Origin of the sequence: Polaromonas sp. YR568 (genome assembly GCF_943372955.1) — a bacterium.
Lineage (GTDB): Bacteria > Pseudomonadota > Gammaproteobacteria > Burkholderiales > Burkholderiaceae_C > Polaromonas.
The window spans coordinates 720400-742492 of record NZ_CALSAL010000002.1 but is presented as its reverse complement, the minus strand read 5'-3'; the positions used below and the strand labels follow the sequence as shown (position 1 = coordinate 742492).

27 protein-coding genes and 1 pseudogene are annotated in these 22093 nt (G+C 63.3%); 12 read left to right on the top strand and 16 right to left on the bottom strand.

Annotated elements, in window-relative coordinates; genetic code table 11:
• The first annotated feature begins 10 nt into the window (after positions 1 to 10).
• The 4 genes from folE to AAG793_RS09435 all read left to right on the top strand — a co-directional run bounded on the left by folE (position 11) and on the right by AAG793_RS09435 (position 2643).
• Entirely contained in the window at positions 11 to 745 is a 735-nt protein-coding gene (gene folE / locus AAG793_RS09450) for a GTP cyclohydrolase I (RefSeq protein ID WP_341907175.1), read from the top strand.
• 2 nt (positions 746 to 747) lie between these two features.
• Positions 748 to 1170: a BLUF domain-containing protein gene (locus AAG793_RS09445; RefSeq protein ID WP_341907172.1), complete on the top strand. Its 423-nt coding sequence runs from the start codon at positions 748 to 750 to the stop codon at positions 1168 to 1170.
• A gap of 77 nt (positions 1171 to 1247) precedes the next feature.
• A complete protein-coding gene (locus AAG793_RS09440) occupies positions 1248 to 2102 on the top strand; it encodes a DUF429 domain-containing protein (RefSeq protein WP_341907170.1) in 855 nt (284 codons plus the stop codon).
• A 1-nt stretch (position 2103) separates the two neighbouring features.
• On the top strand, positions 2104 to 2643 hold the full coding sequence (locus AAG793_RS09435; protein ID WP_341907168.1) for a thermonuclease family protein: 540 nt from the start codon (positions 2104 to 2106) through the stop codon (positions 2641 to 2643).
• Between the two features lie 116 nt (positions 2644 to 2759).
• On the opposite strand, the gene AAG793_RS09430 is transcribed toward AAG793_RS09435, so the two are convergent.
• The 7 genes from AAG793_RS09430 to AAG793_RS09400 all read right to left on the bottom strand — a co-directional run bounded on the left by AAG793_RS09430 (position 2760) and on the right by AAG793_RS09400 (position 6884).
• Complete coding sequence (locus AAG793_RS09430) at positions 2760 to 3074, bottom strand: BON domain-containing protein (RefSeq protein WP_341907166.1); 315 nt, start codon at positions 3072 to 3074, stop codon at positions 2760 to 2762.
• Positions 3075 to 3164: 90 nt separating this feature from the next.
• Positions 3165 to 3707 carry a ferritin-like domain-containing protein gene (locus AAG793_RS09425; protein WP_341907165.1) on the bottom strand — a complete coding sequence of 181 codons (543 nt, stop codon included), beginning with the start codon at positions 3705 to 3707 and terminating at the stop codon, positions 3165 to 3167.
• Positions 3694 to 4197, bottom strand: coding sequence for a hypothetical protein (locus tag AAG793_RS09420; RefSeq protein ID WP_341907161.1), 504 nt, complete (start codon positions 4195 to 4197; stop codon positions 3694 to 3696). The genes AAG793_RS09425 and AAG793_RS09420 overlap by 14 nt, the downstream gene beginning before the upstream one ends.
• Positions 4198 to 4207: 10 nt before the next feature.
• On the bottom strand, positions 4208 to 4582 hold the full coding sequence (locus AAG793_RS09415; protein WP_341907157.1) for a hypothetical protein: 375 nt from the start codon (positions 4580 to 4582) through the stop codon (positions 4208 to 4210).
• A 36-nt stretch (positions 4583 to 4618) separates the two neighbouring features.
• The gene (locus tag AAG793_RS09410) at positions 4619 to 5023 is read right to left on the bottom strand and encodes a hypothetical protein (RefSeq protein WP_341907155.1); all 405 of its coding nucleotides are present in this window, start codon (positions 5021 to 5023) and stop codon (positions 4619 to 4621) included.
• 129 nt (positions 5024 to 5152) lie between these two features.
• Complete coding sequence (locus tag AAG793_RS09405; RefSeq protein ID WP_341907153.1) at positions 5153 to 5317, bottom strand: DUF1328 domain-containing protein; 165 nt, start codon at positions 5315 to 5317, stop codon at positions 5153 to 5155.
• 226 nt (positions 5318 to 5543) lie between these two features.
• Positions 5544 to 6884: a CHASE3 domain-containing protein gene (locus tag AAG793_RS09400; protein ID WP_341907151.1), complete on the bottom strand. Its 1341-nt coding sequence runs from the start codon at positions 6882 to 6884 to the stop codon at positions 5544 to 5546.
• Positions 6885 to 7016: 132 nt separating this feature from the next.
• Between AAG793_RS09400 and AAG793_RS09395 the strand changes: the two genes are divergently transcribed.
• On the top strand, positions 7017 to 7649 hold the full coding sequence (locus AAG793_RS09395) for a response regulator transcription factor (protein ID WP_341907148.1): 633 nt from the start codon (positions 7017 to 7019) through the stop codon (positions 7647 to 7649).
• 2 nt (positions 7650 to 7651) lie between these two features.
• On the opposite strand, the gene AAG793_RS09390 is transcribed toward AAG793_RS09395, so the two are convergent.
• Complete coding sequence (locus AAG793_RS09390) at positions 7652 to 8041, bottom strand: response regulator (protein ID WP_341907143.1); 390 nt, start codon at positions 8039 to 8041, stop codon at positions 7652 to 7654.
• Between the two features lie 387 nt (positions 8042 to 8428).
• On the opposite strand from AAG793_RS09390, the gene AAG793_RS09385 reads away from it, so the two are divergent.
• Positions 8429 to 10405, top strand: coding sequence for an AsmA family protein (locus AAG793_RS09385; RefSeq protein ID WP_341907141.1), 1977 nt, complete (start codon positions 8429 to 8431; stop codon positions 10403 to 10405).
• Positions 10406 to 10476: 71 nt separating this feature from the next.
• Here the strand turns inward: AAG793_RS09385 and moeB are convergent, their stop codons facing one another.
• The 3 genes from moeB to gpmA form a co-directional block, all read right to left on the bottom strand.
• Positions 10477 to 11238: a molybdopterin-synthase adenylyltransferase MoeB gene (gene moeB, locus AAG793_RS09380; protein WP_341907139.1), complete on the bottom strand. Its 762-nt coding sequence runs from the start codon at positions 11236 to 11238 to the stop codon at positions 10477 to 10479.
• 100 nt (positions 11239 to 11338) lie between these two features.
• Positions 11339 to 12778, bottom strand: a complete 1440-nt coding sequence (locus tag AAG793_RS09375) for a S41 family peptidase (protein ID WP_341907136.1) — start codon at positions 12776 to 12778, stop codon at positions 11339 to 11341.
• 256 nt (positions 12779 to 13034) lie between these two features.
• Positions 13035 to 13778, bottom strand: coding sequence for a 2,3-diphosphoglycerate-dependent phosphoglycerate mutase (gpmA, locus tag AAG793_RS09370; RefSeq protein ID WP_341907692.1), 744 nt, complete (start codon positions 13776 to 13778; stop codon positions 13035 to 13037).
• A 123-nt stretch (positions 13779 to 13901) separates the two neighbouring features.
• On the opposite strand from gpmA, the gene AAG793_RS09365 reads away from it, so the two are divergent.
• The 4 genes from AAG793_RS09365 to AAG793_RS09350 all read left to right on the top strand — a co-directional run bounded on the left by AAG793_RS09365 (position 13902) and on the right by AAG793_RS09350 (position 16289).
• Entirely contained in the window at positions 13902 to 14312 is a 411-nt protein-coding gene (locus AAG793_RS09365) for a rhodanese-like domain-containing protein (protein WP_341907133.1), read from the top strand.
• Positions 14313 to 14331: 19 nt separating this feature from the next.
• Complete coding sequence (gene grxC / locus AAG793_RS09360) at positions 14332 to 14592, top strand: glutaredoxin 3 (protein ID WP_341907131.1); 261 nt, start codon at positions 14332 to 14334, stop codon at positions 14590 to 14592.
• A 168-nt stretch (positions 14593 to 14760) separates the two neighbouring features.
• A complete protein-coding gene (gene secB, locus AAG793_RS09355; RefSeq protein WP_341907129.1) occupies positions 14761 to 15231 on the top strand; it encodes a protein-export chaperone SecB in 471 nt (156 codons plus the stop codon).
• A 47-nt stretch (positions 15232 to 15278) separates the two neighbouring features.
• Positions 15279 to 16289 carry an NAD(P)H-dependent glycerol-3-phosphate dehydrogenase gene (locus AAG793_RS09350; protein ID WP_341907126.1) on the top strand — a complete coding sequence of 337 codons (1011 nt, stop codon included), beginning with the start codon at positions 15279 to 15281 and terminating at the stop codon, positions 16287 to 16289.
• Positions 16290 to 16335: 46 nt separating this feature from the next.
• Here the strand turns inward: AAG793_RS09350 and panC are convergent, their stop codons facing one another.
• The 4 genes from panC to panD all read right to left on the bottom strand — a co-directional run bounded on the left by panC (position 16336) and on the right by panD (position 19759).
• Complete coding sequence (panC, locus tag AAG793_RS09345) at positions 16336 to 17184, bottom strand: pantoate--beta-alanine ligase (RefSeq protein ID WP_341907122.1); 849 nt, start codon at positions 17182 to 17184, stop codon at positions 16336 to 16338.
• A 64-nt stretch (positions 17185 to 17248) separates the two neighbouring features.
• Positions 17249 to 18151, bottom strand: coding sequence for a 3-methyl-2-oxobutanoate hydroxymethyltransferase (gene panB / locus AAG793_RS09340; protein WP_341907117.1), 903 nt, complete (start codon positions 18149 to 18151; stop codon positions 17249 to 17251).
• A gap of 105 nt (positions 18152 to 18256) precedes the next feature.
• The gene (gene bioB / locus AAG793_RS09335) at positions 18257 to 19282 is read right to left on the bottom strand and encodes a biotin synthase BioB (protein ID WP_341907114.1); all 1026 of its coding nucleotides are present in this window, start codon (positions 19280 to 19282) and stop codon (positions 18257 to 18259) included.
• Between the two features lie 96 nt (positions 19283 to 19378).
• Complete coding sequence (gene panD / locus AAG793_RS09330) at positions 19379 to 19759, bottom strand: aspartate 1-decarboxylase (protein ID WP_341907111.1); 381 nt, start codon at positions 19757 to 19759, stop codon at positions 19379 to 19381.
• Positions 19760 to 19931: 172 nt separating this feature from the next.
• On the opposite strand from panD, the gene nadC reads away from it, so the two are divergent.
• Entirely contained in the window at positions 19932 to 20810 is an 879-nt protein-coding gene (gene nadC, locus AAG793_RS09325) for a carboxylating nicotinate-nucleotide diphosphorylase (RefSeq protein ID WP_341907108.1), read from the top strand.
• Positions 20807 to 21284, top strand: a pseudogene (locus AAG793_RS09320) (hypothetical protein). The gene nadC and the pseudogene AAG793_RS09320 overlap by 4 nt, the downstream one beginning before the upstream one ends.
• On the opposite strand, the gene AAG793_RS09315 reads toward AAG793_RS09320, so the two are convergent.
• Positions 21281 to 22090 carry a ScpA family protein gene (locus tag AAG793_RS09315; RefSeq protein WP_341907690.1) on the bottom strand — a complete coding sequence of 270 codons (810 nt, stop codon included), beginning with the start codon at positions 22088 to 22090 and terminating at the stop codon, positions 21281 to 21283. The pseudogene AAG793_RS09320 and the gene AAG793_RS09315 overlap by 4 nt on opposite strands.
• Positions 22091 to 22093 lie beyond the last annotated feature (3 nt).

Genomic DNA, 22093 nt, shown 5'->3' with positions numbered 1-22093 from the left:
AATATCTGACATGCTTATGAAATCAACCACACCCCTGCCAAATGCAGATGCAGATGTGACCGACGAAGGCACGCCGGTATCGGTCAAGATCCGCGAACGTCTGAAGCAGTCGCGCAAGCGTTTCAATGCCAACGACAACATCTCCAGGTTCATCGAACCAGGCGAGCTTGAAAAGCTGCTTGATGAAGTCGAGGTCAAGATGCAGGGCGTGCTCGACAGTCTGGTGATCGACACCGAGACCGACCACAACACCCAGAACACCGCCCGACGGGTCGCCAAGATGTACCTGAACGAGGTGTTCAAGGGGCGTTACCTGCCAGCGCCCACCATCACCGAATTCCCCAACGCCGAGCATCTCAATGAGCTGATGATTGTCGGCCCCATCACTGTGCGCAGTGCCTGCTCGCACCACTTCTGCCCGGTGATCGGCAAGATCTGGATTGGCGTGCTGCCGAACGAGCACACCAATGTGATCGGCCTGTCCAAGTACGCGCGTCTGGCCGAGTGGGTGATGGGTCGCCCGCAGATCCAGGAAGAGGCCGTGGTGCAACTGGCCGACCTGATCATGGAAAAAACCCAGCCCGATGGCCTGGCCATCGTGATGGAAGCCAGCCACTACTGCATGTCGTGGCGCGGCGTGAAGGACATGGACAGCAAGATGATCAACTCCGTCATGCGCGGCGTGTTCCTGAAAGACTCGACCCTGCGCCGCGAATTCCTCGCACTGATTCCCCAAAAAGGTTAACCATGTTGGTCCGTTTACTCTACGCAAGCCGCGCGGTCGATACCACTCCGGAGGCCATTGAAGGCATCCTGTCGCAGTCCCGCCAGCACAACCCTTCGTCCGGCATCACGGGCATCCTGTGTTACGGCGGCGGCATTTTCCTGCAGGCGATTGAAGGCGGCCGCATGGCCGTCAGCACGCTGTTCGGACACATCCAGAAAGACGCCCGCCACAAGGATGTGGTGCTGCTGCACTTCGAGGAAATTTCGGAGCGTCGCTTCAGTGGGTGGACCATGGGCCAGGTCAACCTGTCCAAGCTCAACCACTCCATCCTGCTCAAGTACTCGGAGAAGGCAGAGCTGGACCCGTACGCGGTTTCCGGCAAGGTGTCTTTCGCGCTGCTCGAAGACCTGATGGCCACCGCGTCCATCTGCGGTCGGGTCTGAGCGAGGGCGGTTGCGCGCACTGCCGTCTGGCAGACTGCGCCTGCAGCGATTAACTGTTCCCGGAAGTGACTGCTGTGATGTCCTCCTCATCAGCAGTCACACTGGTCGGCTGCGATTTTTCCAGTCGCCCCGACCGGCGTAAACCCATCGTGATGGCCATCGGCTCGGTGGATCGCGGGCGGGTGCTGCTCGAAAAACTGGAGCGGCTCGAATCGCTGGAGGCTTTTGCACACTGGCTGCAACAGCCCCGTTCCTGGATCGGTGCTTTTGATTTTCCCTTCGGCTTGCCGCGTGAACTGGTGCTGCAGCTGGGATGGCCAACTCAGTGGGCCGAGTTGATACGTCATTACGCCAGCCTCAGCCGTGCAGAGATCAGGGATACCTTTGCCGCATTTTGCGATGCCCGCCCCGCAGGCGGGAAGTTTGCCCACCGCGCGACCGACCGGCCCGCAGGCGCCAGCCCCTCAATGAAATGGGTGAACCCGCCAGTGGCCTACATGCTTCATGCGGGTGTGCCGCGTCTGCTGGATGCCGGTGTGCATTTGCCCGGCCTGCACAGCGGAGACGCGAGCCGTGTGGCACTGGAGGCCTATCCGGGCTTTCTGGCCCGCGAGGTGCTCGGCGCAAGGTCGTACAAAAGCGATGACCGCGCCAGACAGACACCGGAGCGCCTGATTGCCCGCAAAGACCTCATCACCGCACTGGAGCACGGCCAGACCCGCCTGGCGCTTCGCCTGAAGCTCAGCCATGCTCAGCGCGACACCCTGGTCGCCGATGCCAGTGGCGACAGCATGGATGCAGTGCTTTGTCTGATGCAGGCGGCGTGGGCGCAGCAACAGGGCACGCCGCTTTTCGGACTGCCGCCGCAGATGGACCCGCTGGAGGGCTGGATTGTGACCGCAGCCTGGCCAGATGCCGCCCCACAGGAATGACATGACGCAGTGGTCGTGGCGGGTTTCGCCGTCCGTGTTCAGGCTCATCGTGGTGCTGAGCCTCTGGCCGGCGGTGGTGGTGGGCGCACAGCCGCGGCACGACTGGACCGGTGTGGTGACCCATGTGGTGGACGGTGACACCGTCTGGGTGCGGGCGATGGACGGCAGCAAGCCCGTCAACGTGCGCCTCGAGGGGCTGGACGCGCCTGAAATTTGCCAACCCGGCGGAGTGGCTGCCCGCAAAGCCCTGCAGCGACGCGTGCAGGGGCGTCAGGTGCTGGTGCGTGGCGTGCGGCAGGACGACTATCAGCGCCTGCTGGCCCGCATCGAACTGGAGGGAGAGGATGTCGGCGCCGGGCTGGTTCTCGCAGGGCACGCCTGGTCGTACCACCGACGCGGCAACCCCGGCCCCTATGCGGCCGAGCAGCGCAAGGCCAGAGCCGAGCGGGCCGGTCTTTTTGCCATCCGTCATCCGCCGCCGGTGTACCCGGGGCGCTTCCGGCGCGAGCACGGCAGCTGCTACACCCCCCAGAAGCGCTGAGGGGTCAACGCAGAAACAAAAAAGCGGGCTGCCAGAAAACCGGCAACCCGCTTCGCACCAACCCGGCGGCCGGCAGGTCATGCCTGCCGGCCGCCGAGGTCAGACGGCTGGAACGATCAAGGGCGAACGACGATGTCGTTGCGCACCGCGCGGACACCTTTGGTGCTGCGGGTGATGTTCTCAGCCTGCATCTTCTCTGCAGAAGATTTGGCGAAGCCGGACAGCTGCACCGTGCCGTTCAGCGTTTCCACGCTGATGGCCATGGCAGAAACGGTTTTGTCTTCGACGAACTTGGCCTTCACGGCGGCGGTGGTGGTTGCGTCATCGACGTAGGCGCCGGCCGTTTCCTGACCACGCCCGACGGCGCAGCCGGTACCGATGATGGTGATTCCGGCCAGAGCGGCGAATGCAAGTGCGCGAGCGTATTTCATAGGAGTTCCTCTTGATTGAATAGTTTGGATTTGGTGCAAAGTGGACAGGCTGGCAGGTCGGCGGCACCACGCTGACTTGCCAGCAACGGTTTATTTCTCGAGCCAGTCCGCCAGCTCGTCGGCATGTGTTTCTTCGTCGGCCAGGATGTCTTCCAGCATGCGGCGCGTGGTCGGGTCCTTGTCGCCCAGCAGCGAAATCATCTGCCGGTACGCTTCGACGGCCACGCGTTCAGCCACCAGGTTGGCGCGCACCATGGCCTTCAGGTCATTGGCGGCGTCGTAGCTGGCGTGGCTGCGGGCCATCAGGGTTTCAGGGTTGAAGTCGGGCTCACCGCCCAGCTGGACGATGCGCTTGGCCAGCCGGTCGGCATGAGCCGCTTCTTCGTTGGCATGCACCATGAACTCCTCGGCGATGCCAGCTGACGACACGCCGCTGGCCATGAAGTGGTGCCGCTTGTATCGGAGCACGCATACCAGCTCGGTCGCGAGTGCATCGTTCAGAAGTTTCACGATGGCCTCGCGATGTGGCCCCAGGGCGGCCGTGACGGCGCCGTCCTCCAGGCTTTTTCGTGCGGCGGCGAGGCCGCGCTGATCGAGGGTCAGGGTGTCGGTGGTGGTGTCAGAGTGGGTCATGAAGTGGTGTGTCTGTAGAAGAAGGTGTGTGTGAGGGGCGGCGCGATACCAGCGACATCACGACTGAAGACAGCCCGGACGACTTGACAGTCGCCAGCAGCAAGCCGCCGATGGAAACAAGACGCCAGGGTTTGATGATCACCACGGCCGCACCGGCCGCCGCTGCAATGCCCAGCAGCTTGACCGGATGCTGCCTGGCATAGCCTTGAACGACGGGGCGCGCAAGGTCGACCGCTGCGTTGTAGGGGTGGTGCCGCCACCACATGCTGAGCGCATGGCTGACTGTGGAAAAGATACTGTTGCCATCCAGGTCGCCAGTGCCGTCTGAGTCGGCCGCATGCTCTCCGGCAGAACGCTGCTGATCAGCGCTCCTTGCTGACGGTTCGCCATTCATGTGGCGCACCAGCGCGTGGCGGCTTTGCGCCAGACGCAGCACGGGGTTGTCCGGCGTGGCGTTGGGGAGAAGCGAAGGGGGAACAAAGTCTGGCATGGGATTCCTGTCAACCGGTCGAGCCAAGCACACGCAGTGCTTGCATGTCGCTGTCCAGCTGGGACTTCAGTTCAACGAAATCCTGTGACGTCTGTGGCTTGCTGGCCAGTCGCCAGGCCAGCAGCGCGGCTGCGAGCACACAGCCAGGCACCAGCACCAGCACCCAGTGGAACCGGTCTTGCAGGACACCCAGCATCAGCGCGGTTCCCGTCAGTCCCAGAAACACCACCAGCAGCAAGGCCGTCAGAACCCAGGCCATCGCACGCGTCAACCATTTGCCACTCGCGCTGGAGGCTTCCTGCCTCGCCAGCGCCGCATAGGCCGACAGGTGTTCAACCACCAGGTCGGGCCGCTGCGCAAGAGTGGAAAAAATCGGATGCAACATGGTCAAAGGTGATGTTCTGGCGTCAGTTCAGAAATTTCAGTAACCCGACTTGCTGTGCTTGCGCGATGCCACCACCAGCGCAGCGATTGCGGCACCCACTGCAGCGGCAATCAGCACCGAGCGCATGGGTTGCTCGGAAACGTAGCGGGTGGTCACGTCAGCGGCGTGCGTCAATGACTTCTGTGCACGGTCTTTCGCCTCGGAAGCCATGTCCAGGCTTTGGCGAGCAAGCTTCTGTGCTTTCGATGCGAGCATGTCCACCATCGGGTCCACGTTGCCGCGCAATTCACGCACCTTGTTCTCGGCGGCGTCCAGTGCCTCGTTGGCATGGTCGCGTGTCGAGCTCACGGCGCGTCCTGCGGACTGCAGCACGTCGTCGGTGACCTGGCGTACAGCGGGCATGGCATCGTGGGCGGAGGGGGGAACGGTCTGGTGATTCATGGTGAGTCCTTGGGTTGGAAATCCGGGAAGGGAAAAGGCGGAAGGTGAAGGGAGGCGCGGTGTCTGAAGGCGTTCAGGAATCTGGTTCCAAAACGCTGACGGACGTCAATGGCACCCCGCAGGGCGCTGTCAGTTCTTGCGAAGCAGGCTGACCACGAAGCTCACGATGGCCATCAGTGCGAAGATGAAAAAGAGGATCTTGGCGATCTCCACCGCACCTGCTGCAATGCCGCCGAATCCGAAGACGGCAGCGATCAATGCAATGACGAGAAAAACAACTGAATAGTGCAGCATCTGGGCTCCTTGCTCTGGTGAGGTGCGCTTCAAACTGAAACTGAAGCACATGCAGCAAGGTTATCCAGCGGGTGCCTGATGCGTCATCGGCTGTGAGCGTGCACCCCTGTCAGTTTCCAGTGGCAGGGGTTGTAGGTGATGGCTTACGGTGTGCAGCAATGAAGCACGGGGTGAGTGCGTAATGAACGCATGGCGTGCTTTGCATGCCACGCGACATCGCACCGCGTCAGGAGGGCAGTGGCAACACGGCAGAAATTCGCGTGCCGCGACCTTCCTGGCTGGTGACCGTCAGTCTCCCGCCGGCGGCCTCCACGCGGTGGCGCATGCCTGCCAGCCCGTGGCTGCCGGCCCCGACACTGCTGACCTGAAAGCCTTTGCCGTTGTCGCTGACTTCGACCAGGATGTAGCTGTCAAAGTTGTGCAGGCTGATGGTGGCCTCGCTGGCTTCCGCGTACTTGCCGATGTTGGTGAGCGACTCCTGCACCAGACGGTAGACGGTCAGCTGTGCCGAACCGCCCAGATCGGCTGTTTCCAGATCGGTCGTGATGGCCAGGCCCGAACGCTCCTCGAACTCACGTGCAAGGATTTCGAGCGAGGCCACCAGTCCAAGATGGGACAGTGACGACGGCCGCAGGTCTTCGACAATCCGGCGTTTGAGCGCGATGCCGTTGTTCAGTGTGGCGGTGAGGTGTTCCAGCCGCTCATGCGCTTCCGGAAACTGCCCGGCCAGGCGTGACTTGAGCCTGGCAACATCGAGTTTGGCCGCGGTGAGCAGTGCACCGAGTTCGTCATGCAGCTCACGGGCCAGGTGACCACGCTCGTCTTCGCGCACGTTCTGCAGGTGGGTCGCCAGCTCAGCCAAGTTGGCGGTGCGCTCGCGGACCTGTTTTTCAAGGAAATCGCGTTCCCGCTGCAGCGACTCCTGCTCGCGCAGCCCCGAGTCCAGCAGGGCTTTGGTCTGGCGCAGGTACATGTAGAAGGCCAGCAGGCCGGCCAGTGCCATGATGGCCACACCGATGCGCGCGAGCTGCAGGGTTTTCTGAATCTGGGCCTGGCCCTGCTCCATTTTCTGGATGCTGTTGGAGGCCAGTTTGGACGACTGGTCGCGGATGGCGTCCATGTGCTCCTTGCCGACGTCGGTGGTCAGCACGAACTTCCAGGCGTCTTCGTTGCCATCCTTGCGCATGCGCACGCTCAGGTCCATCTCCGCCAGTTTGCGCGACACGTGCCGCGACAGCAGGTCGAACTCGTCGAGCTGCTGCCGGTAAGGTGTAAAAAGTTGTCTCAGCGTGTCCAGGTTCTGGTTGATCTCCGCGGTGGCCATGTTGTAGGGCTCAAGATAGCGCGGGTCGCCAGTCAGCAGGAAACCGCGCTGTCCGGTCTCTGCGTTGAGCACCTGCTGGAGCAGCTTGTTGATGGCACCCCGGGTCAATTGCGCCTCTTCGATGCGCGCCGCAGCCTCGGTGGACTCCTGGTAACTCGCCTCGTTGATGAAGATCAGGATGGCTGCAGCCAGCACCGCCAGCGGAAGGCTGATGGCCATTTTGGGAATCGATAATTTTTTCACTGCCTGCTCCGTTCCATACTTCGTCCGTTAATTCGTCAATAATGGGGATCACATTTCAGTGACAGAGCGCCCGTGTCGGGCGCTCATTGCAGTGCGATGCCAGTGTGCGCTGGCGCACAGAAAGACAGCGACATGATCAAGATCGGAATTGTGGACGACCACGCCATTGTGCGTTCGGGCCTGCGGCAGTTTTTCTCGGAGCAGGTGGACCTGCGTGTGGTCGGCGAGGCCGGCAGCGGACGCGAAGCCATCGACCTGGTGCGCAACGTGGAGCTCGACATCCTCGTGATGGACCTCTCGATGCCTGGCCAGAGTGGCATCGATGCACTGGCCATGATCCGCGCCAAGGCGCCGGATGTGGGCATTCTCATTCTCAGCGGCTACCCCGAAGAGCACTACGCCGTGAACCTGATCCGTCAGGGCGCCAGTGGCTACTTGAACAAGGAGTGCGAGCCCTCGCAGATCGTTGACGCGATCCGGGTGATTTCGCTCGGCAAGCGCTACATCACACCAGCCGTGGCTGAGCTGCTGGCGCAGCAGCTGAACCGGCCCAACGATGTGGCAGCGCATGAGCAGCTCTCCGAACGTGAGTTCCAGGTTTTCCTCAAGCTGGCCAAGGGTGAGACAGCGGGTGACATTGCGAAGGCGCTGTCGCTGAGCGTGAAGACGGTGAGCACCTACCGCACGCGCGTGATGGAGAAAATGAGCTTGTCGTCCAACAGCGACCTGACCTACTACGCGCTGAAGAACAAGCTGATCGACTGAATTCAAGCGCCCTTGACGCTCTGCTCGCTCTGCTGGAGACAGTAGTCGACCAGTGCGTCAATCTCGTTGGATTTGTCGAACACAGCATCGACGCCCAGCTGGGCACACCGCCGGCGAATGTCTGCCGTTGCATAGTTGCTCAGCACCACCACCTTTTGACGCGGCGGCCGGTCCCGGCATGCGGCGAGAACACCGAGCCCGCTGCCCTGTTTCAGGAACAGGTCAACAATCGCCAGATCCCAGGCGTTGCCGTTCTCCGAAAGCCATGCCTTGCCTTCGTTTTCAGTCTCCGCCGTGCCGACGGCACTGACGCACGCCAGCTCCTCGAGCGTACCGATCAGGTTCTCCCGGATGGTGGGGTTGTCTTCAACGATGTAAGTCTTCAGTCTCACTGATCAAGTCCAGATGGTGTGACATTCTTCCGGAAGATGTCGGAGAGCCGGCAAGGGGAGGGGCGGTAAACGCTCTGTTTCCTAATGTATCTTCGATCCATGACTGATTCTGCCAGCGACTGCGGCCATCGCCTGTAGGCCTTGTCCTACCGGGGCTCCCGTTGCCACGGGACTTGCCGATTACTTTGTAGGCACCCGCTCACACCGCTTGCTCGCTGTTCCCGACGGACCAGCGCCTCCGGCGCCTTCATAGTGGGAGTCTCGTCAAGAGGCGTCTTCGCGCCTTGCCGGTGGGCTGCCCTGTTGGGTGGCCATGCGCACCGGGCCATGGGGCTGCCAGTGGGGTCGCCAGGTCGGCGCGATGCGGGTTACTCGGGGTCTGCAGGTATGAACAAGCTTTCGTTTTCATCTCACAAGCTGCGCTGGGCGTTGGGGAGTGTGGCCGCGCTGCTGGTGGTCATGCTGCTGGTGATTGTCTTTTTTCCGTGGAACCTGGTGCGTGAGCCGCTGAACCGCTATGTGTCCGCGCAGCTCGGACGCCGGTTCGAGATCACCGAGCGACTTGACGTACAGGTCGGCAGGACCGTGACGGTGCGCATGCAGGGTCTGGAGGTCGCCAATCCGGAATGGGCCACCGATCCGTACCTGGTCAAGGCCAGTGCGGCCGAATTTGACGTCGAGTTCCTGCCGCTGCTGGTGGGCAGGCTGGTCATGCCGCGGGTGGTGCTGACCAAACCCCGGATCGGCCTTCAGAAAGAGGCCGACGGCCGCATGACCTGGGTGCTGGCGCGGGACACCTCGCGAACCGACATGGCGCCGCAGATTGGCTCGCTGCAGGTCGACGACGGCTCGCTCGTCTACCGGGCCGAAGCCGAGGGTGCGAATATCGTCGTGCAGTTCTCGCTGGCCGATGGCTCGACCGGCTTTGCGCCCGCTGATGCATCTGCAGCACAGTTGCCGTTGAGCTACAAGGCGTCGGGCACCTGGAAGAAAGAGGTGTTTTCAGCCTATGGCCGTACCGGTGGCGTGCTGCAATTCGGCGCCGATGAACCCCAGCCCTTCCCGGCCGAGATCAATGCCATGGTCGGTAAAACCCGGCTCAAGGCGGCGGGCACCGTGGCCAGTCTCAAGCCGCTGACAGGCATGGACGCCACCTTCGACCTGCAGGGGCGCAATCTCGACGAACTCTACAAGCTGGTGGGCGTCGTCCTGCCGTCAACGCCCCCCTACCGCCTGCGCGGCAAGCTGACCCAGCAGGGCCGGGTCTGGGCCGCCAGCGAGATCCGGGGCACGCTTGGTGACTCTGACCTCAATGGCGAGCTGGCTTTCGATCCGACACCCAGCCTGCCCCTGCTGACGGGCAAGCTGAACTCCAGAGTGTTGGACTTCGCCGATCTGGGACCAGTGATTGGCGTGGGAACGCAAACCGCTGCCGCGCGTGACCCATCCCCGACGCGCAAGGTGCTGCCCACCGCGACGCTGGACGTGACACGGCTCAAGGCCATGAATGCTGACGTCACCTACAGCGCTGCTGCGATTCGCCACGTGAAGGCGTTGCCGCTGGACAAAGGCAGCGCGCGCATCCTGCTGAAAGAAGGCGTGCTGACACTGGACCCGCTGGCCCTCGGCGTGGCGGGCGGCACCATCAATGGCCGGGTGAAGATTGACGCGAACGTGGTGCCTGCGGTCTTCAGCACGCGGCTCGACGTGCGTGCACTGCAACTCGGACAAATACTGCCTGCCGTTGAAACCTCCCGCAGCAGCCTCGGAAAAATCAGCGGTCAGGTGGCGCTGGACGGGAGGGGAAATTCCGTCGCGCAGATGCTGAGTTCTGCCTCCGGCGATGTCTCGGTGCTCACCGGGCGCGGCCAGATCAGCAACATCCTGCTGGAGTACATGGGGCTGGACGGCGGCGAGATCATCAAGTTCCTGGTCAGCGGTGACCGCAACGTGAACCTTCGTTGCGCCGCTGTGGCCTTTGGCGTGAAGAAAGGGCTGATGACCAGCCGGGCCATCGTGCTCGACACCACCGATACCGAGATCCACGGGGAAGGTCAGATCAGTCTGGCCGATGAAACCCTGGATCTGGTGCTCAAGCCGCAGCCCAAGGACCAGAGCATTCTCAGTCTGCGCTCTCCGCTGCTGATCCGCGGCACGTTTGCAGCGCCAACCGCTGGCCCTGACAAGGCGGCCCTTGCCGGGCGTGTGGGCCTGGCCGTGGCGCTGGGCTTCATCAACCCTTTGCTGGCACTGGCAGCGACGGTTGAAACCGGACCCGGGCAGGATGCGGATTGCCAGCAAGTCCTGGCGCAGGCGGCCAAAAAAGGTGGCGTGGTGCCGTCACCCTCTGCTGCAAAACCTTGAGTTTCTTAGGGGTGCCCGGAGCACCGATGCACTGAACGTGGCAGCGGGTTCCGGGAAACTGAGATGTGCTGTCAGCCGTGCCCAGGGCCCGGCCCGCACACCGGGCAATGCGCATCTTTGGCGACAGACATTTCATTCCATTCCATGCTGCGCCCATCCAGCATCAACAGCCGACCCGTCAGAGGGCGGCCCACGCCGCACAACAGCTTCAGGGCCTCGGCAGCCTGCACCGTGCCGATGATGCCGACCAGAGGCGCAAACACGCCCATGGTGGCGCACTGGGTTTCCTCCAGATGGCCCGACTCCGGGAAGATGCAGGCGTAGCACGGTGACTGCGCGTCACGCATGTCATAGACCGTGATCTGACCATCAAACCGGATGGCCGCACCCGACACCAGCGGTTTGCGGTGCGTGACGCAGGCCCGGTTGATGGCATGCCGCGTGGCGAAGTTGTCGGTGCAGTCGAGCACCAGATCGGCGTCAGCGACCAGCGTGTCCAGCAGCGCTGCGTCGGCACGCTGGGTGACTGGCACAACTTTCACATCCGGATTGATGGCCGCAATCGAATGCATGGCCGATACCGCCTTGAATTCGCCGATGCGCGCCAGGTTGTGCGCGATCTGCCTTTGCAGGTTGGTGGCGTCCACGCGGTCCGGGTCCACGATGGTGATCTGGCCGACCCCGGCGCTGCCAAGGTACAGGGCGACCGGTGAGCCAAGCCCGCCCGCGCCAATCACCAGCACGCGTGCAGCAAGAAGCCGCTCCTGGCCTTCAATGCCAAGTTCATCAAGCAGGATGTGCCGGGAGTAGCGAAGCAGCTGTTCGTCGTTCATGCAGGGCCGGCGGCGGAAATGGGTAACTCAGGGTCTGCGCAAGGTGCTCAGACCCGGCCGTTCAGTGCGCAACCTGACTTCGGTCGCGCACCTGCCAGGCTCAGTTTTCTTTCTTCTCGGTTTTGTCTTCCACCACGGCGGTCTTGCTGACCAGCACTGGGCGGCCCTTGAGCTTGTTGAGGGCCTGTGTCAGCTGGAAGTCCTTGTCGCTGCCCAGCTCCGGCGGACGGCGCTGTTCAGGGGTTTTCTTGGCGTCTTCTTCCAGTCGCTTCAAGGCCTCTTCTCGCGCTTTCTCGCGTGCCGGGTCCTTGGCTTCGGCGCCCTGACCACTGTTGAGGTGCTTGTCCAGGTCGGCCTCACGGGTGCGCAGGGCGGCAAACGGACTGCCTTCAGCGGTCTCGTCGACCAGCACGTCCGGCACAATGCCGCGCGCCTGGATGGATTTGCCGCTTGGCGTGTAGTAGCGCGCCGTGGTCAGTTTGATGCCGGTGTCGGGGCCCAGCGGACGCACCGTCTGCACCGAGCCCTTGCCGAAGGTCTGCGTGCCCATGATGATGCCGCGCTTGTGGTCCTGCAGGGCGCCGGCGACGATCTCGCTGGCCGATGCAGAACCTTCATTGACCAGCACCACCAGTGGCACGGTTTTCATGGCGGCCGGCAGGCGCTTCAGCGGATCAGAGCCGTTGCGACGCTGGTAATACTCGGGTGATGCCTTGTAGGTGAACTTGCTTTCCGCCAGCTGGCCGTTGGTGGACACCACCGTCACGTTTTCCGGCAGGAAAGCTGCCGAGACGGCCACTGCCGCATCGAGCAGGCCGCCCGGGTCGTTGCGGAGGTCGAGCACCAGACCCTTGAGGTTGGGCTCCTGCTTGTAGATCTGTTCCATCTTGGTGACGAAATCTTCTACCGTGCGCTCCTGGAACTGGCTCAGGCGGATCCATGCATAGCCGGGTTCCACCACCTTGCTGCGGACCGACTGGGTGCGGATTTCCTCGCGGATGATGGTGACCGGGAAGGTGCGGTTCTCGTCCTTGCGGAAAATCGTCAGCGACACCTTGGTCTTGGGCTCGCCGCGCATGCGCTTGACGGCTTCGTTGAGCGTCAGGCCTTTGACGGCGGTGTCGTCGATTCGGGTGATCAGGTCGTTCGGCTTGAGGCCGGCCTTGTCGGCAGGCGAGCCTTCAATCGGGGACACCACTTTGACCAGGCCGTCTTCCTGGCTGATTTCAATACCGACGCCGACAAAGCGGCCGGTCGTGCCCTCGCGGAATTCCTTGTAGGACTTCTTGTCAAAGTAGACCGAGTGCGGGTCCAGGCTGGCGACCATACCCGAGATGGCATCGGTGATGAGTTTTTTCTCGTCCACTGGCTCCACATAGTCAGACTTGACCATGCCGAACACGGCGGCCAGCTGCTGCAGTTCTTCCAGCGGAAGCGGCGTCAGGCCACCGCGCGCGACGGCCTGCAGTTGCACGGTGGTGAGCGCACCGGCAATCGCACCAATTGAAATCCAGCCTGCAATCTTGAGCTTCTGACCCATACGAACACCTTTTTAAGCCCGACGGAAAGACCTTGCTCCGCCATGTCTGGAGCAATATACACCTTGGAGAAAGGCCATGCGAGACAGTTCCTTGCAGCAGGGCCCGGGGCAAGGAAAAAGTCCGCCTTTGACCCTGTTTTGACCCGTTTTTTGCCCGGTTTAGATGCCCTGACGGCAGTTTCCGCTGCAGCTTTACCGTGCGTTCACGCGGCGGCGCGGGAAACTGGCAGAAAACCGGTCGCCCAGAACCGGTCGCTCAGGCTTTGCCCTGGGCACCCACTGCGGCGGCCGCAGCTGCGGCTGCCTCGCTGTCACCCAGGTAGTAATGACGCAGCGGCTGCAGATTGGCGTCGAGTTCGTACACCAGCGGAATGCCGTTCGGGATATTCAGGCCGACGATGTCGCTGTCGGAGACCTTGTCGAGGTATTTCACCAGCGCGCGAATCGAGTTGCCGTGCGCGGCCACCACGATGCGTTTGCCGGCCTTGATGGCGGGCGCCATCGACTCGTTCCAGAACGGCAGCACCCGGTCCACTGTGTCTTTGAGGCACTCGGTCAGCGGAACCTGCCCGGGTTGCAGTTTGGCGTAGCGGGGGTCGCCGCGCTCGCAGCGGGGGTCGCTGGCGTCCAGCGCGGGCGGCGGGGTGTCGTAGCTGCGGCGCCACACCAGCACCTGGTCGTCGCCGTATTTCTTGGCGGTTTCGGCCTTGTTCAGGCCCTGCAGCGCGCCGTAGTGGCGCTCGTTGAGTCGCCAGCTGTTGACCACGGGCAGCCAGGTCCGGTCCATTTCGTCCAGCGTGTGCCACAGGGTGCGGGTGGCGCGCTTGAGCACGCTGGTGTAGGCCACGTCAAAGTCATAGCCTTCGGCCTTGAGCAGCCGGCCGGCGTTCTTGGCCTGCTCCACGCCGGTGTCGGTGAGGTCCACGTCGGTCCAGCCGGTGAAGCGGTTTTCAAGATTCCAGGTGGATTCGCCGTGGCGGATGAGCACGAGTTTGTACATGTTGATGAGGTGAATGGCAGTGGAAACGGGAGAGGTGAGCATGGATTCCGGGGCCTTCGGGACGCCGGACCGTGCCTCCATTCTAAAATCACGGGTTGGCTGAAAAAACGCAAAGGGTAAAACGTGAAATTTCTGATGGACAACTGGATGCTGATTTCGATCGCTGTTGCTTCGGGCGGCATGCTGATCTGGCCGCTGATTGCCGGTGGCATGAACGCTGGCGCACTGACTGCCAGCGGGGCGGTCCAGCTGATCAACCGCGAGAAAGCAGTGGTGGTGGATGTGGGCGACGAGGCCGAATTCGCCGCTGGGCATGTGACGGGGGCCAAACATGTGCCGCTGAACGAACTGGAAGAAAAGCTCGTCGCCACCGTCAAGAACAAGACCGTGCCGCTGATCCTGGTTTGCGCCAACGGGGCCCGGTCCGGACGGGCTGTGGCGACCGCCAAAAAACTCGGTTACGAGCAGGCTCAATCGCTGGGCGGCGGACTCAAAGCATGGAAAGAGGCTAACCTGCCTCTTGAAAAAGCCTGAGCCAGTTCGAAAGACATTCATGCAAACCGTCAAAATCTACACCACGGGCACCTGCCCCTACTGCATCCACGCCAAGCAGTTGCTCAAGCAGCGCGGCGTCACGGACCTCAATGAAATCCGCGTCGACATGGTGCCCGATGAGCGCCAGAAAATGATGGAAATCACCGGCCGGCGCACGGTGCCGCAGATTTTCATCGGCGACACCCATGTGGGTGGCTGCGACGACCTCGTCGCACTCGACGGCCGGGGCGGCTTGATGCCGCTTCTCAACGGGGCCTGACCACCCATAGCCTGTGCGGGCGCCGTTGCCAGGCTGGCACTTTGGCCTGAGATAATGCGCGCTTGTTGGCCCGGCTTGATCCCCGCGCCCAAGCGGCCATCGCTGACTCGGGCGCTTTGTCCTTCCAGCACCCCACTCGTACTATTTCCTCTGTCCTGAAAGACCACCATGGCCGAAGCCACTCTTGACCCCGTATTCCAGATCCAGCGCGTTTACCTCAAGGACGTGTCCCTAGAGCAGCCCAATTCCCCCGAGATCCTGTTGAACCAGGAGCAGCCCGGCGTTGACATCCAGCTGGGTGTTGAGGCCGCCCCCGTGGCCGAAGGCCTGTTCGAGGTGACGGTGACCGCCACTGTTCACACCAAGATTGCCGACAAGACGGTTTTTCTGGTCGAAGCCAAGCAGGCCGGCATTTTCGAGATCCGTAACCTGGCGCCCGAGCAGATGAATGGCATTCTCGGCGTTGCCTGCCCGCAGATCGTCTACCCCTACCTGCGCAGCAATGTGGCCGACGTCATCCAGCGTGGTGGTTTCCCGCCGGTTCACATGGCCGAGATCAACTTCCAGGCCATGTACGAACAGCAGCAGGCCGATGCCGCTGCCGCAGCGGCACCCGCTGCGCCGCAGATTATCGTCTGACCGGCAAATTCACGGATGCAGCCACTGGCTGATTGCCGCCTGTGCCCATGAACATCCTCGTGATCGGCGCAGGTGCCTGGGGCACCGCGCTGGCCGCCAGCAGTGCAACCCGGCATCGCGTCACCTTGTGGGCACGCGATGCATCCCTAGTGCAGACGCTGGCCGATACCCACACCAATCCGCGCTACCTGCCTGGCATCACCTTGCCTGCCTCGTTGCGGGTGGCTGGCGGCAGCGATGCCTCGCTGGCCGACGCACTGACCGGACAAGACCTCATCGTCGTGGCCACGCCGGTTTCTGCTGCGCGCAGCATGCTGACGCGCCTGCAGAACCTGGCCGCGCCGGTGGCCTGGCTCAGCAAGGGCTTTGAAGCCACAGTGGCTGCCGGTGCGGAGCCGCACGGCCTGCTGGTCCACGAAATCCGTGCCCAGGTGGCACCGGGCTTGCTGGCGGGCGTGTTGAGCGGCCCCAGCTTTGCGTTGGAAGTCGCGCGTGGCCAGCCCACCGCGCTGGTGGCAGCAAGCGAGCATTCCAGCGTGCGCGAGACGCTGGTCCAGGCCTTCCACGGCCCGGCATTGCGTGTGTATGCCAATGACGATGTGGTGGGTGTGGAGGTGGGTGGCGCGGTCAAGAACGTGCTGGCGATTGCCACCGGGCTGTGCGATGGCCTGCAACTGGGCCTTAATGCACGGGCGGCGCTGATCACCCGTGGGCTGGCCGAAATGACCCGCCTCGGCGTGGCGCTCGGTGCCAGACCGGAAACCTTCACTGGCTTGTCAGGCTTGGGCGATCTGGTGCTCACGGCCACCGGCGACCTGAGCCGCAACCGCCGCGTGGGCTTGCTGCTGGCGCAGGGCCAGAGCCTTGCACAGGCTGTGGATTCGCTGGGTCATGTGGCTGAAGGCGTGTACTGCGCCCGCACCGTGGTGCAGCGCGCGGCTGGCCTCGGCGTGGACATGCCGATTGCGCGCAGCGTGGTGGACTTGCTGGACGGCAAGCTACAGCCTGCTGCCGCGGTGGCGGTGTTGATGGGGCGCGAGCCGACCGCCGAGCTGTGATGACGCGCGCTCATAGCGCGGTCACAGCGCGGTCAGACACAGGCTTTCAGATTTCCAGGTTGTCAATCAGCCGGGTGTTGCCCAGCTTGGCGGCGCCCAGCACCACCAGTGGCTGATCGGCCAGAGGCTCTTGCGGCGGCAGCAGGTCGCTGCGGCGGCGCACGGTGAGGTAATCAGGCTTCCAGCCCCGGCGTGCCAGACCCTGCATGGCTTGCGCTTCAAGCACTGAGAGATCGGGCGTGGGCGTGGCCCGCGCTGCGGTACCCAGTGCCCGCAGGGCCCGCGAGAGCTCCACCGCCTCCGCCCGCTCCGTGGCGTTGAGATAGCTGTTGCGTGACGACAGCGCCAGACCATCTTCAGCGCGCTGGGTTTCCCCGGCCAGGATCTCGATGGGCAGCGCAAACTGCTGCACCATGCGGCGAACCACCATCACCTGCTGGTAATCCTTCTTGCCGAAGGCCGCCACGCCTGAAGGCTTGCCCGCATACACGCAGGAAAACAGCTTGAGCACCACCGTGCTCACGCCAATGAAAAAACCGGGCCGGAAGTGGCCTTCGAGGATGTCGCTCAGGTCGGTCGCTGGGTGCACCTTGTAGGTCTGCGGCTCCGGGTAGAGCTCTTTTTCGCGCGGTGCAAACAGCACGTTGCAGCCAGCCTCTTTCAGCCGCTGGGCATCGGCGTCCAGCGTGCGCGGGTAGCTGTCGAAGTCTTCGTGCGGCGCAAACTGAAGGCGGTTCACAAAAATGCTGGAGACCGTCACATCGCCCAGCGGTTTGGCCTGTTTGACGAGCGCGATGTGGCCGTCGTGCAGATTGCCCATGGTGGGCACAAAGGCCGGGCGCTGGTAGGGCGCCAGATGTTCGCGCAGCTCGGCGATGGTGTGAACGATGTGCATAGTGTCTCCAGGAATTGCCGCAGCGGGGCTTGTGGTGAAGAGGTGGCGTTGGCGTGGCCCTGGCTTACCAGGCGTGAACGGCGTCCACAGGGAAGCTGCCGTCCTTGACGGCGCGGACATAGGCTTCCATGGCGCCGCGCACGCTGGCACTGCGGTTGTCGGGCCCGTCCATGAAGTTGCGCACGAACTTCGGCATCTTGCCGAGGTTCATGCCCAGCATGTCGTGCAGCACCAGCACCTGGCCGGCCGTGCCTTTGCCGGCACCAATGCCGATGGTCGGGCAGTGCGTCAGTTCCTGCGTGAGCGTCGCAGACAGCGCGGCGGGCACCATCTCCAGCACCACCATCGCGGCGCCAGCGTCCTGCAGCTCGTGGGCGTGGCGCCTCAGGGTGGCGGCGGCCTCATCACCCTTGCCCTGCACCCGGTAGCCGCCCAGCGCGTGCACGGTCTGCGGCGTCAGACCCAGATGTGCGCACACCGGAATGCCGCGCTCGACCAGAAAGCGCACGGTATCGGCCGTCCAGCCGCCACCTTCGAGCTTGACCATGTGGGCGCCGGCCTGCATCAGCACTGCCGCGCTGCGCAGCGCCTGCTCGTTGGATTCGTGATACATACCAAAGGGCAGATCGCCGATCAGCCAGGCAGTGGCCTGCGAGCGGCGCAGGCCGTTGGCCACGCATTCGGTGTGGTGGCGCATGGTCTCCAGCGTCACGCCGACGGTGCTGGTCAGGCCCTGGCAGACCATGCCCAGTGAATCGCCCACCAGAATGCACTCCACACCGGCCGCATCGGCCACGGCGGCAAAGGTCGCGTCGTAGGCGGTCAGCATGGTGATCTTTTCACCCTGGGCGTGCATTTCGCGCAGGCGCGGCAGGCTCAGCGGCTTGCGCGTCGAAGGCGTGGACGACGGCGGCAGCGTGCCATACGGCGTGGCTGACGCAGCGGAGGTGTTGGAAGGTGTCGTCATGCGGCGAATCCGGAAAATTAGCGAGAGTCTAACCAGCTTCCGCCGTCTTGCTGAGCGGGGGTTTAGAGAGGCCAGACCACGGCTGTGGATGCCCGCCCCTCGATATCAATTCCTTGGGGCCAGCGGCAGCTGCGCCGCGCGGCGCATGCCCATGCGCTCGAGCAGTTGCACGTCGGCATCGGTGTCCGGGTTGCCGGTGGTCAGCAGCTTATCGCCATAAAAAATCGAATTGGCACCGGCGAGGAAACACAGCGCCTGCACGGCATCGCCCATCTGCTGGCGGCCGGCTGACAGGCGCACGCGTGCCGTCGGCATGGTGATGCGCGCCACGGCGATGGTGCGTACAAACTCCAGCGGGTCCAGGTCCTGCTGCTCAGCCAGCGGCGTGCCCTCGACCTTGACCAGGTGGTTGATGGGGACGGACTCCGGGTGGGGCTCCAGGTTGGCCAGCTCGGCGACCAGGCCGGCGCGCTGGCGTCGGGTTTCACCCATGCCGACAATGCCGCCGCAGCAGACCTTCACGCCGGCGCCGCGCACCCGGGCGAGGGTGTCCAGCCGGTCCTGGTAGTCGCGCGTGGTGATGATGTCGCCGTAAAAATCGGGCGCGCTGTCGAGATTGTGGTTGTAGTAATCGAGGCCGGCGCTTTGCAGCGTCTGGGCATGGCCGTCTTCCAGCATGCCCAGCGTGGCACAGGTTTCGAGACCCAGCGCCTTCACGGTACGTACCAGCTCGGCCACCTTTTCAATGTCGCGGTCCTTGGGCGAACGCCATGCCGCGCCCATGCAGAAACGGGTGGCGCCTGCCGCCTGCGCGCGCTGTGCGGCGGCCAGCACTTCGGCCGGCTCCATCAGCTTGCTGGCTTCGATACCAGTGTCGTAGCGCGCGGCTTGCGGGCAGTAGCTGCAGTCTTCCGGGCAGCCGCCGGTCTTGACCGAAAGCAGCGTTGCGAACTCGACCTGGTTGGGGTCGAAATGCGCACGGTGAACGGTCTGCGCGCGGTGCATCAACTCCGGAAACGGCAGGTTGAACAGCGCCTCGATCGCGTCCACGCTCCAGCGTTCAGCCCCTGTTTTTTTCGTGGCGGGCTGAGGGCGGTGCAGGGTGATGGCTTGCTCAATGACGTGGGACATCTTCTCTTCCTGGGAATAAGTTCTCGGAGTCTATCCAATGCGATGTTGATGATCGCTCTGTCAGGCGTGAGGTGAGTGTTGCCTACGCCGCCAGCCTCAGGGCTGCTGTACCGGCACCGACGAACGCTGTTCATGGATGCGGTTTTCGGGCGTGACGAACACCAGCTTTGGGCTGAAGCCTGCCGCCTGGTCGTCATGCACCTGGGCGAACGCCGCAATGATGACGAGATCGCCCACCGCCGCGCGGCGTGCGGCAGAGCCATTGACCGAAATGATGCGGCTGCCGCGTTCAGCGCGGATGGCGTAGGTGATGAAACGCTCGCCGTTGTTGATGTTCCAGATGTGCACCTGTTCGTTTTCGGCGATGTTGGCGGCGGCCAGCAGGTCCTCGTCAATCGCGCAGGAGCCTTCGTAATGAAGCTCGCAATGCGTCACGGCGGCACGGTGGATCTTGGATTTGAGCAGGGTACGGAACATGGCAGGCGTGGTGTGGAGTGCAACAAAGAGGCGGGCGGGAGGTCCGTCGAGGTGGCACGATGATGGCGCGACTTTGGGGCGCTGCTTGCCGTCGCTGTAACATTTGCGACAAATTCCGGCGTCATTTGATAGTTTAGTACAGGGTAGATGGTCAAATCTTCTTAGATTGCTTATGAAAAAGTCATTTGATTTCTCGGTGGACGCCCTGGGCGTGCTGGCCCGTGCCGATGCGAGGCGCGCCCTGGCAGAAGACGTGGGCGAGGGCGATTTGACGTCGGGACTGATCGATCCGGCCTGCCAGGCCGGCGCGCAGGTGGTGGCGCGTGAGGCCGCCGTGCTGTGCGGCAGTGCGTGGGTCGAGGCAACCGTGCGGCAGCTCGATCCGCGGGCCCGACTGGTCTGGCGGGTGCTGGACGGACAGCGCTGCCACGCCGGTCAGGTGGTATTCGAAGTGCATGGCCAGGCGCAGGCGCTGCTGACGGCCGAACGTACCGCGCTCAATTTCCTGCAGTTGCTCAGCGGCGTGGCCACCAAGACAGCGACCTATGTCGAGCAGGTGCGCGGTACACGTGCCGTGATCGTCGACACGCGCAAGACGGTGCCAGGACTGCGGTTGGCGCAGAAGTACGCCGTGGTCACCGGCGGTGGCACCAACCACCGCGTGGGCCTGTACGACGCGGTGCTCATCAAGGAAAACCACATCGCCGCTGCCGGCGGTATCGCCCAGGTGCTGGCCCGCGCTGCCGAGGTTGCTGCCCGTGCGGACTTTGTCGAGATTGAAGTCGAGACGCTCGATGAACTCGCTCAGGCGCTGGACGCTGGCGCCCGCATGGTGCTGCTCGACAACATGTCGCTGATCGAGCTGAAAGAGGCGGTGCGCATCAACCGCGGCCGCGCCATTCTGGAAATCTCCGGTGGCGTGACGCTGGACGGTTTGCGTGCGCTGGCCGACACCGGAGTGGACCGCATCTCGATTGGTACCCTGACCAAGGATGTGAAGGCGGTGGATTTCTCGATGCGCTTCGGTGCGGTCAGCGCGGTGCCTGCATGAGCGCTGTCGTGTCCGCGGTCACGTCGACCATTCGCGTGGACTATGAGCAACCCGATGCGTCTGGCGCGGCAGGTGAAGCGATCTGCAGCACGCGGCGCGCATGGGCCCGGGTGCCCGCCGAACCCTCGCAGGCCGAACGGGCCTTGCTGAAAGAGCGCAGCCGGCATCTGCTGAAGAAGCGCAACGCCGTCATGGTGTCGCACTACTACGTGCACCCGGACCTGCAGGACATTCATCGAAGCGCCGACAGCCGGCAACAGCGCCACCTGCAAGAGCTGCGCACAGTGGCCGTGGATGGCCATGAACAGCTTGGCCGGTGTGGCGCAGGTGCTAGACACCGGTGCGAGTGAGGTCCATGTGGATGCCGCGTTGGCGGTGCAGGCCCGTCAGCCTATCGACCGGATGATTGCGTTCACCGCCCGCATTACAACCTGCGTTGCGGGCAGCCTTCAACCCCACACGGGCGCTGCCTAGGCCGGCGTGTAAGCCAGCCGCACATAGATGGGCGCAAACGCCTCGGCCTGCGTGACTTCCAGCAGGCCTTCCTTGGAGAGTTCGAGCAAGGCGATAAAGGTCACCACCAGCACGGGCATGCCGCGCCGGGCGTCGAACAGGTCTTCAAACTCAAGAAAAGTGCGGCCCTGCAGCTTGCGCAGCACGATGCTCATGTGCTCGCGCACCGAGAGCTCTTCGCGGCTGATGACGTGGTGCTGCACCAGGCGTGCACGCTTGACGATGTCGCGCCAGGCTTCCTGCAGGTCCACCACATTCACATCGGGAAAGCGCGGCTGCAGCGACTGCTCGACATACACCTGCGCACGCAGGAAGTCGCGGCCGAACTGCGGCACTTCGTTGAGCTTGTGCGCGGCCAGCTTGATCTGCTCGTACTCCAGAAGCCGGCGCACCAGCTCGGCACGCGGGTCTTCCGGTTCCTGGCCTTCGGCTGTCTTCTTGGGCGGCAGCAGCATGCGCGACTTGATCTCGATCAGCATCGCGGCCATCAGCAGGTATTCGGCTGCAAGTTCGAGATTGGTGGCACGGATTTCCTCGACATAGGCCAGGTACTGGCGCGTGACCGCTGCCATCGGGATGTCGAGGATGTTGAAGTTCTGCTTGCGGATCAAATAGAGCAGCAAGTCGAGCGGACCTTCAAACGCCTCCAGAAACACCTTGAGGGCGTCTGGCGGGATGTATAGGTCGTGCGGCATCGCAAACAGCGGCTCGCCGTAGAGCCGTGCCAGCGCCACCTGGTCAATCACCACCGGCATGTCGGGCGGCATGAC

Bases quoted from the DNA above. Each gene is read 5' to 3' on its own strand.
- AAG793_RS09315 (WP_341907690.1), bottom strand. From the start codon at position 22,090: ATGCCGCCCGACATGCCGGTGGTGATTGACCAGGTGGCGCTGGCACGG.
- AAG793_RS09425 (WP_341907165.1), bottom strand. From the start codon at position 3,707: ATGACCCACTCTGACACCACCACCGACACCCTGACCCTCGATCAGCGC.
- AAG793_RS09415 (WP_341907157.1), bottom strand. From the start codon at position 4,582: ATGTTGCATCCGATTTTTTCCACTCTTGCGCAGCGGCCCGACCTGGTG.
- AAG793_RS09410 (WP_341907155.1), bottom strand. From the start codon at position 5,023: ATGAATCACCAGACCGTTCCCCCCTCCGCCCACGATGCCATGCCCGCT.
- bioB (WP_341907114.1), bottom strand. From the start codon at position 19,282: ATGTCCCACGTCATTGAGCAAGCCATCACCCTGCACCGCCCTCAGCCC.
- AAG793_RS09405 (WP_341907153.1), bottom strand. From the start codon at position 5,317: ATGCTGCACTATTCAGTTGTTTTTCTCGTCATTGCATTGATCGCTGCC.
- AAG793_RS09350 (WP_341907126.1), top strand. From the start codon at position 15,279: ATGAACATCCTCGTGATCGGCGCAGGTGCCTGGGGCACCGCGCTGGCC.
- panB (WP_341907117.1), bottom strand. From the start codon at position 18,151: ATGACGACACCTTCCAACACCTCCGCTGCGTCAGCCACGCCGTATGGC.
- AAG793_RS09440 (WP_341907170.1), top strand. From the start codon at position 1,248: ATGTCCTCCTCATCAGCAGTCACACTGGTCGGCTGCGATTTTTCCAGT.
- secB (WP_341907129.1), top strand. From the start codon at position 14,761: ATGGCCGAAGCCACTCTTGACCCCGTATTCCAGATCCAGCGCGTTTAC.
- grxC (WP_341907131.1), top strand. From the start codon at position 14,332: ATGCAAACCGTCAAAATCTACACCACGGGCACCTGCCCCTACTGCATC.
- AAG793_RS09375 (WP_341907136.1), bottom strand. From the start codon at position 12,778: ATGGGTCAGAAGCTCAAGATTGCAGGCTGGATTTCAATTGGTGCGATT.
- AAG793_RS09435 (WP_341907168.1), top strand. From the start codon at position 2,104: ATGACGCAGTGGTCGTGGCGGGTTTCGCCGTCCGTGTTCAGGCTCATC.
- folE (WP_341907175.1), top strand. From the start codon at position 11: ATGCTTATGAAATCAACCACACCCCTGCCAAATGCAGATGCAGATGTG.
- panC (WP_341907122.1), bottom strand. From the start codon at position 17,184: ATGCACATCGTTCACACCATCGCCGAGCTGCGCGAACATCTGGCGCCC.
- gpmA (WP_341907692.1), bottom strand. From the start codon at position 13,778: ATGTACAAACTCGTGCTCATCCGCCACGGCGAATCCACCTGGAATCTT.
- AAG793_RS09420 (WP_341907161.1), bottom strand. From the start codon at position 4,197: ATGCCAGACTTTGTTCCCCCTTCGCTTCTCCCCAACGCCACGCCGGAC.
- AAG793_RS09385 (WP_341907141.1), top strand. From the start codon at position 8,429: ATGAACAAGCTTTCGTTTTCATCTCACAAGCTGCGCTGGGCGTTGGGG.
- nadC (WP_341907108.1), top strand. From the start codon at position 19,932: ATGAAAAAGTCATTTGATTTCTCGGTGGACGCCCTGGGCGTGCTGGCC.
- AAG793_RS09445 (WP_341907172.1), top strand. From the start codon at position 748: ATGTTGGTCCGTTTACTCTACGCAAGCCGCGCGGTCGATACCACTCCG.
- AAG793_RS09395 (WP_341907148.1), top strand. From the start codon at position 7,017: ATGATCAAGATCGGAATTGTGGACGACCACGCCATTGTGCGTTCGGGC.
- panD (WP_341907111.1), bottom strand. From the start codon at position 19,759: ATGTTCCGTACCCTGCTCAAATCCAAGATCCACCGTGCCGCCGTGACG.
- moeB (WP_341907139.1), bottom strand. From the start codon at position 11,238: ATGAACGACGAACAGCTGCTTCGCTACTCCCGGCACATCCTGCTTGAT.
- AAG793_RS09430 (WP_341907166.1), bottom strand. From the start codon at position 3,074: ATGAAATACGCTCGCGCACTTGCATTCGCCGCTCTGGCCGGAATCACC.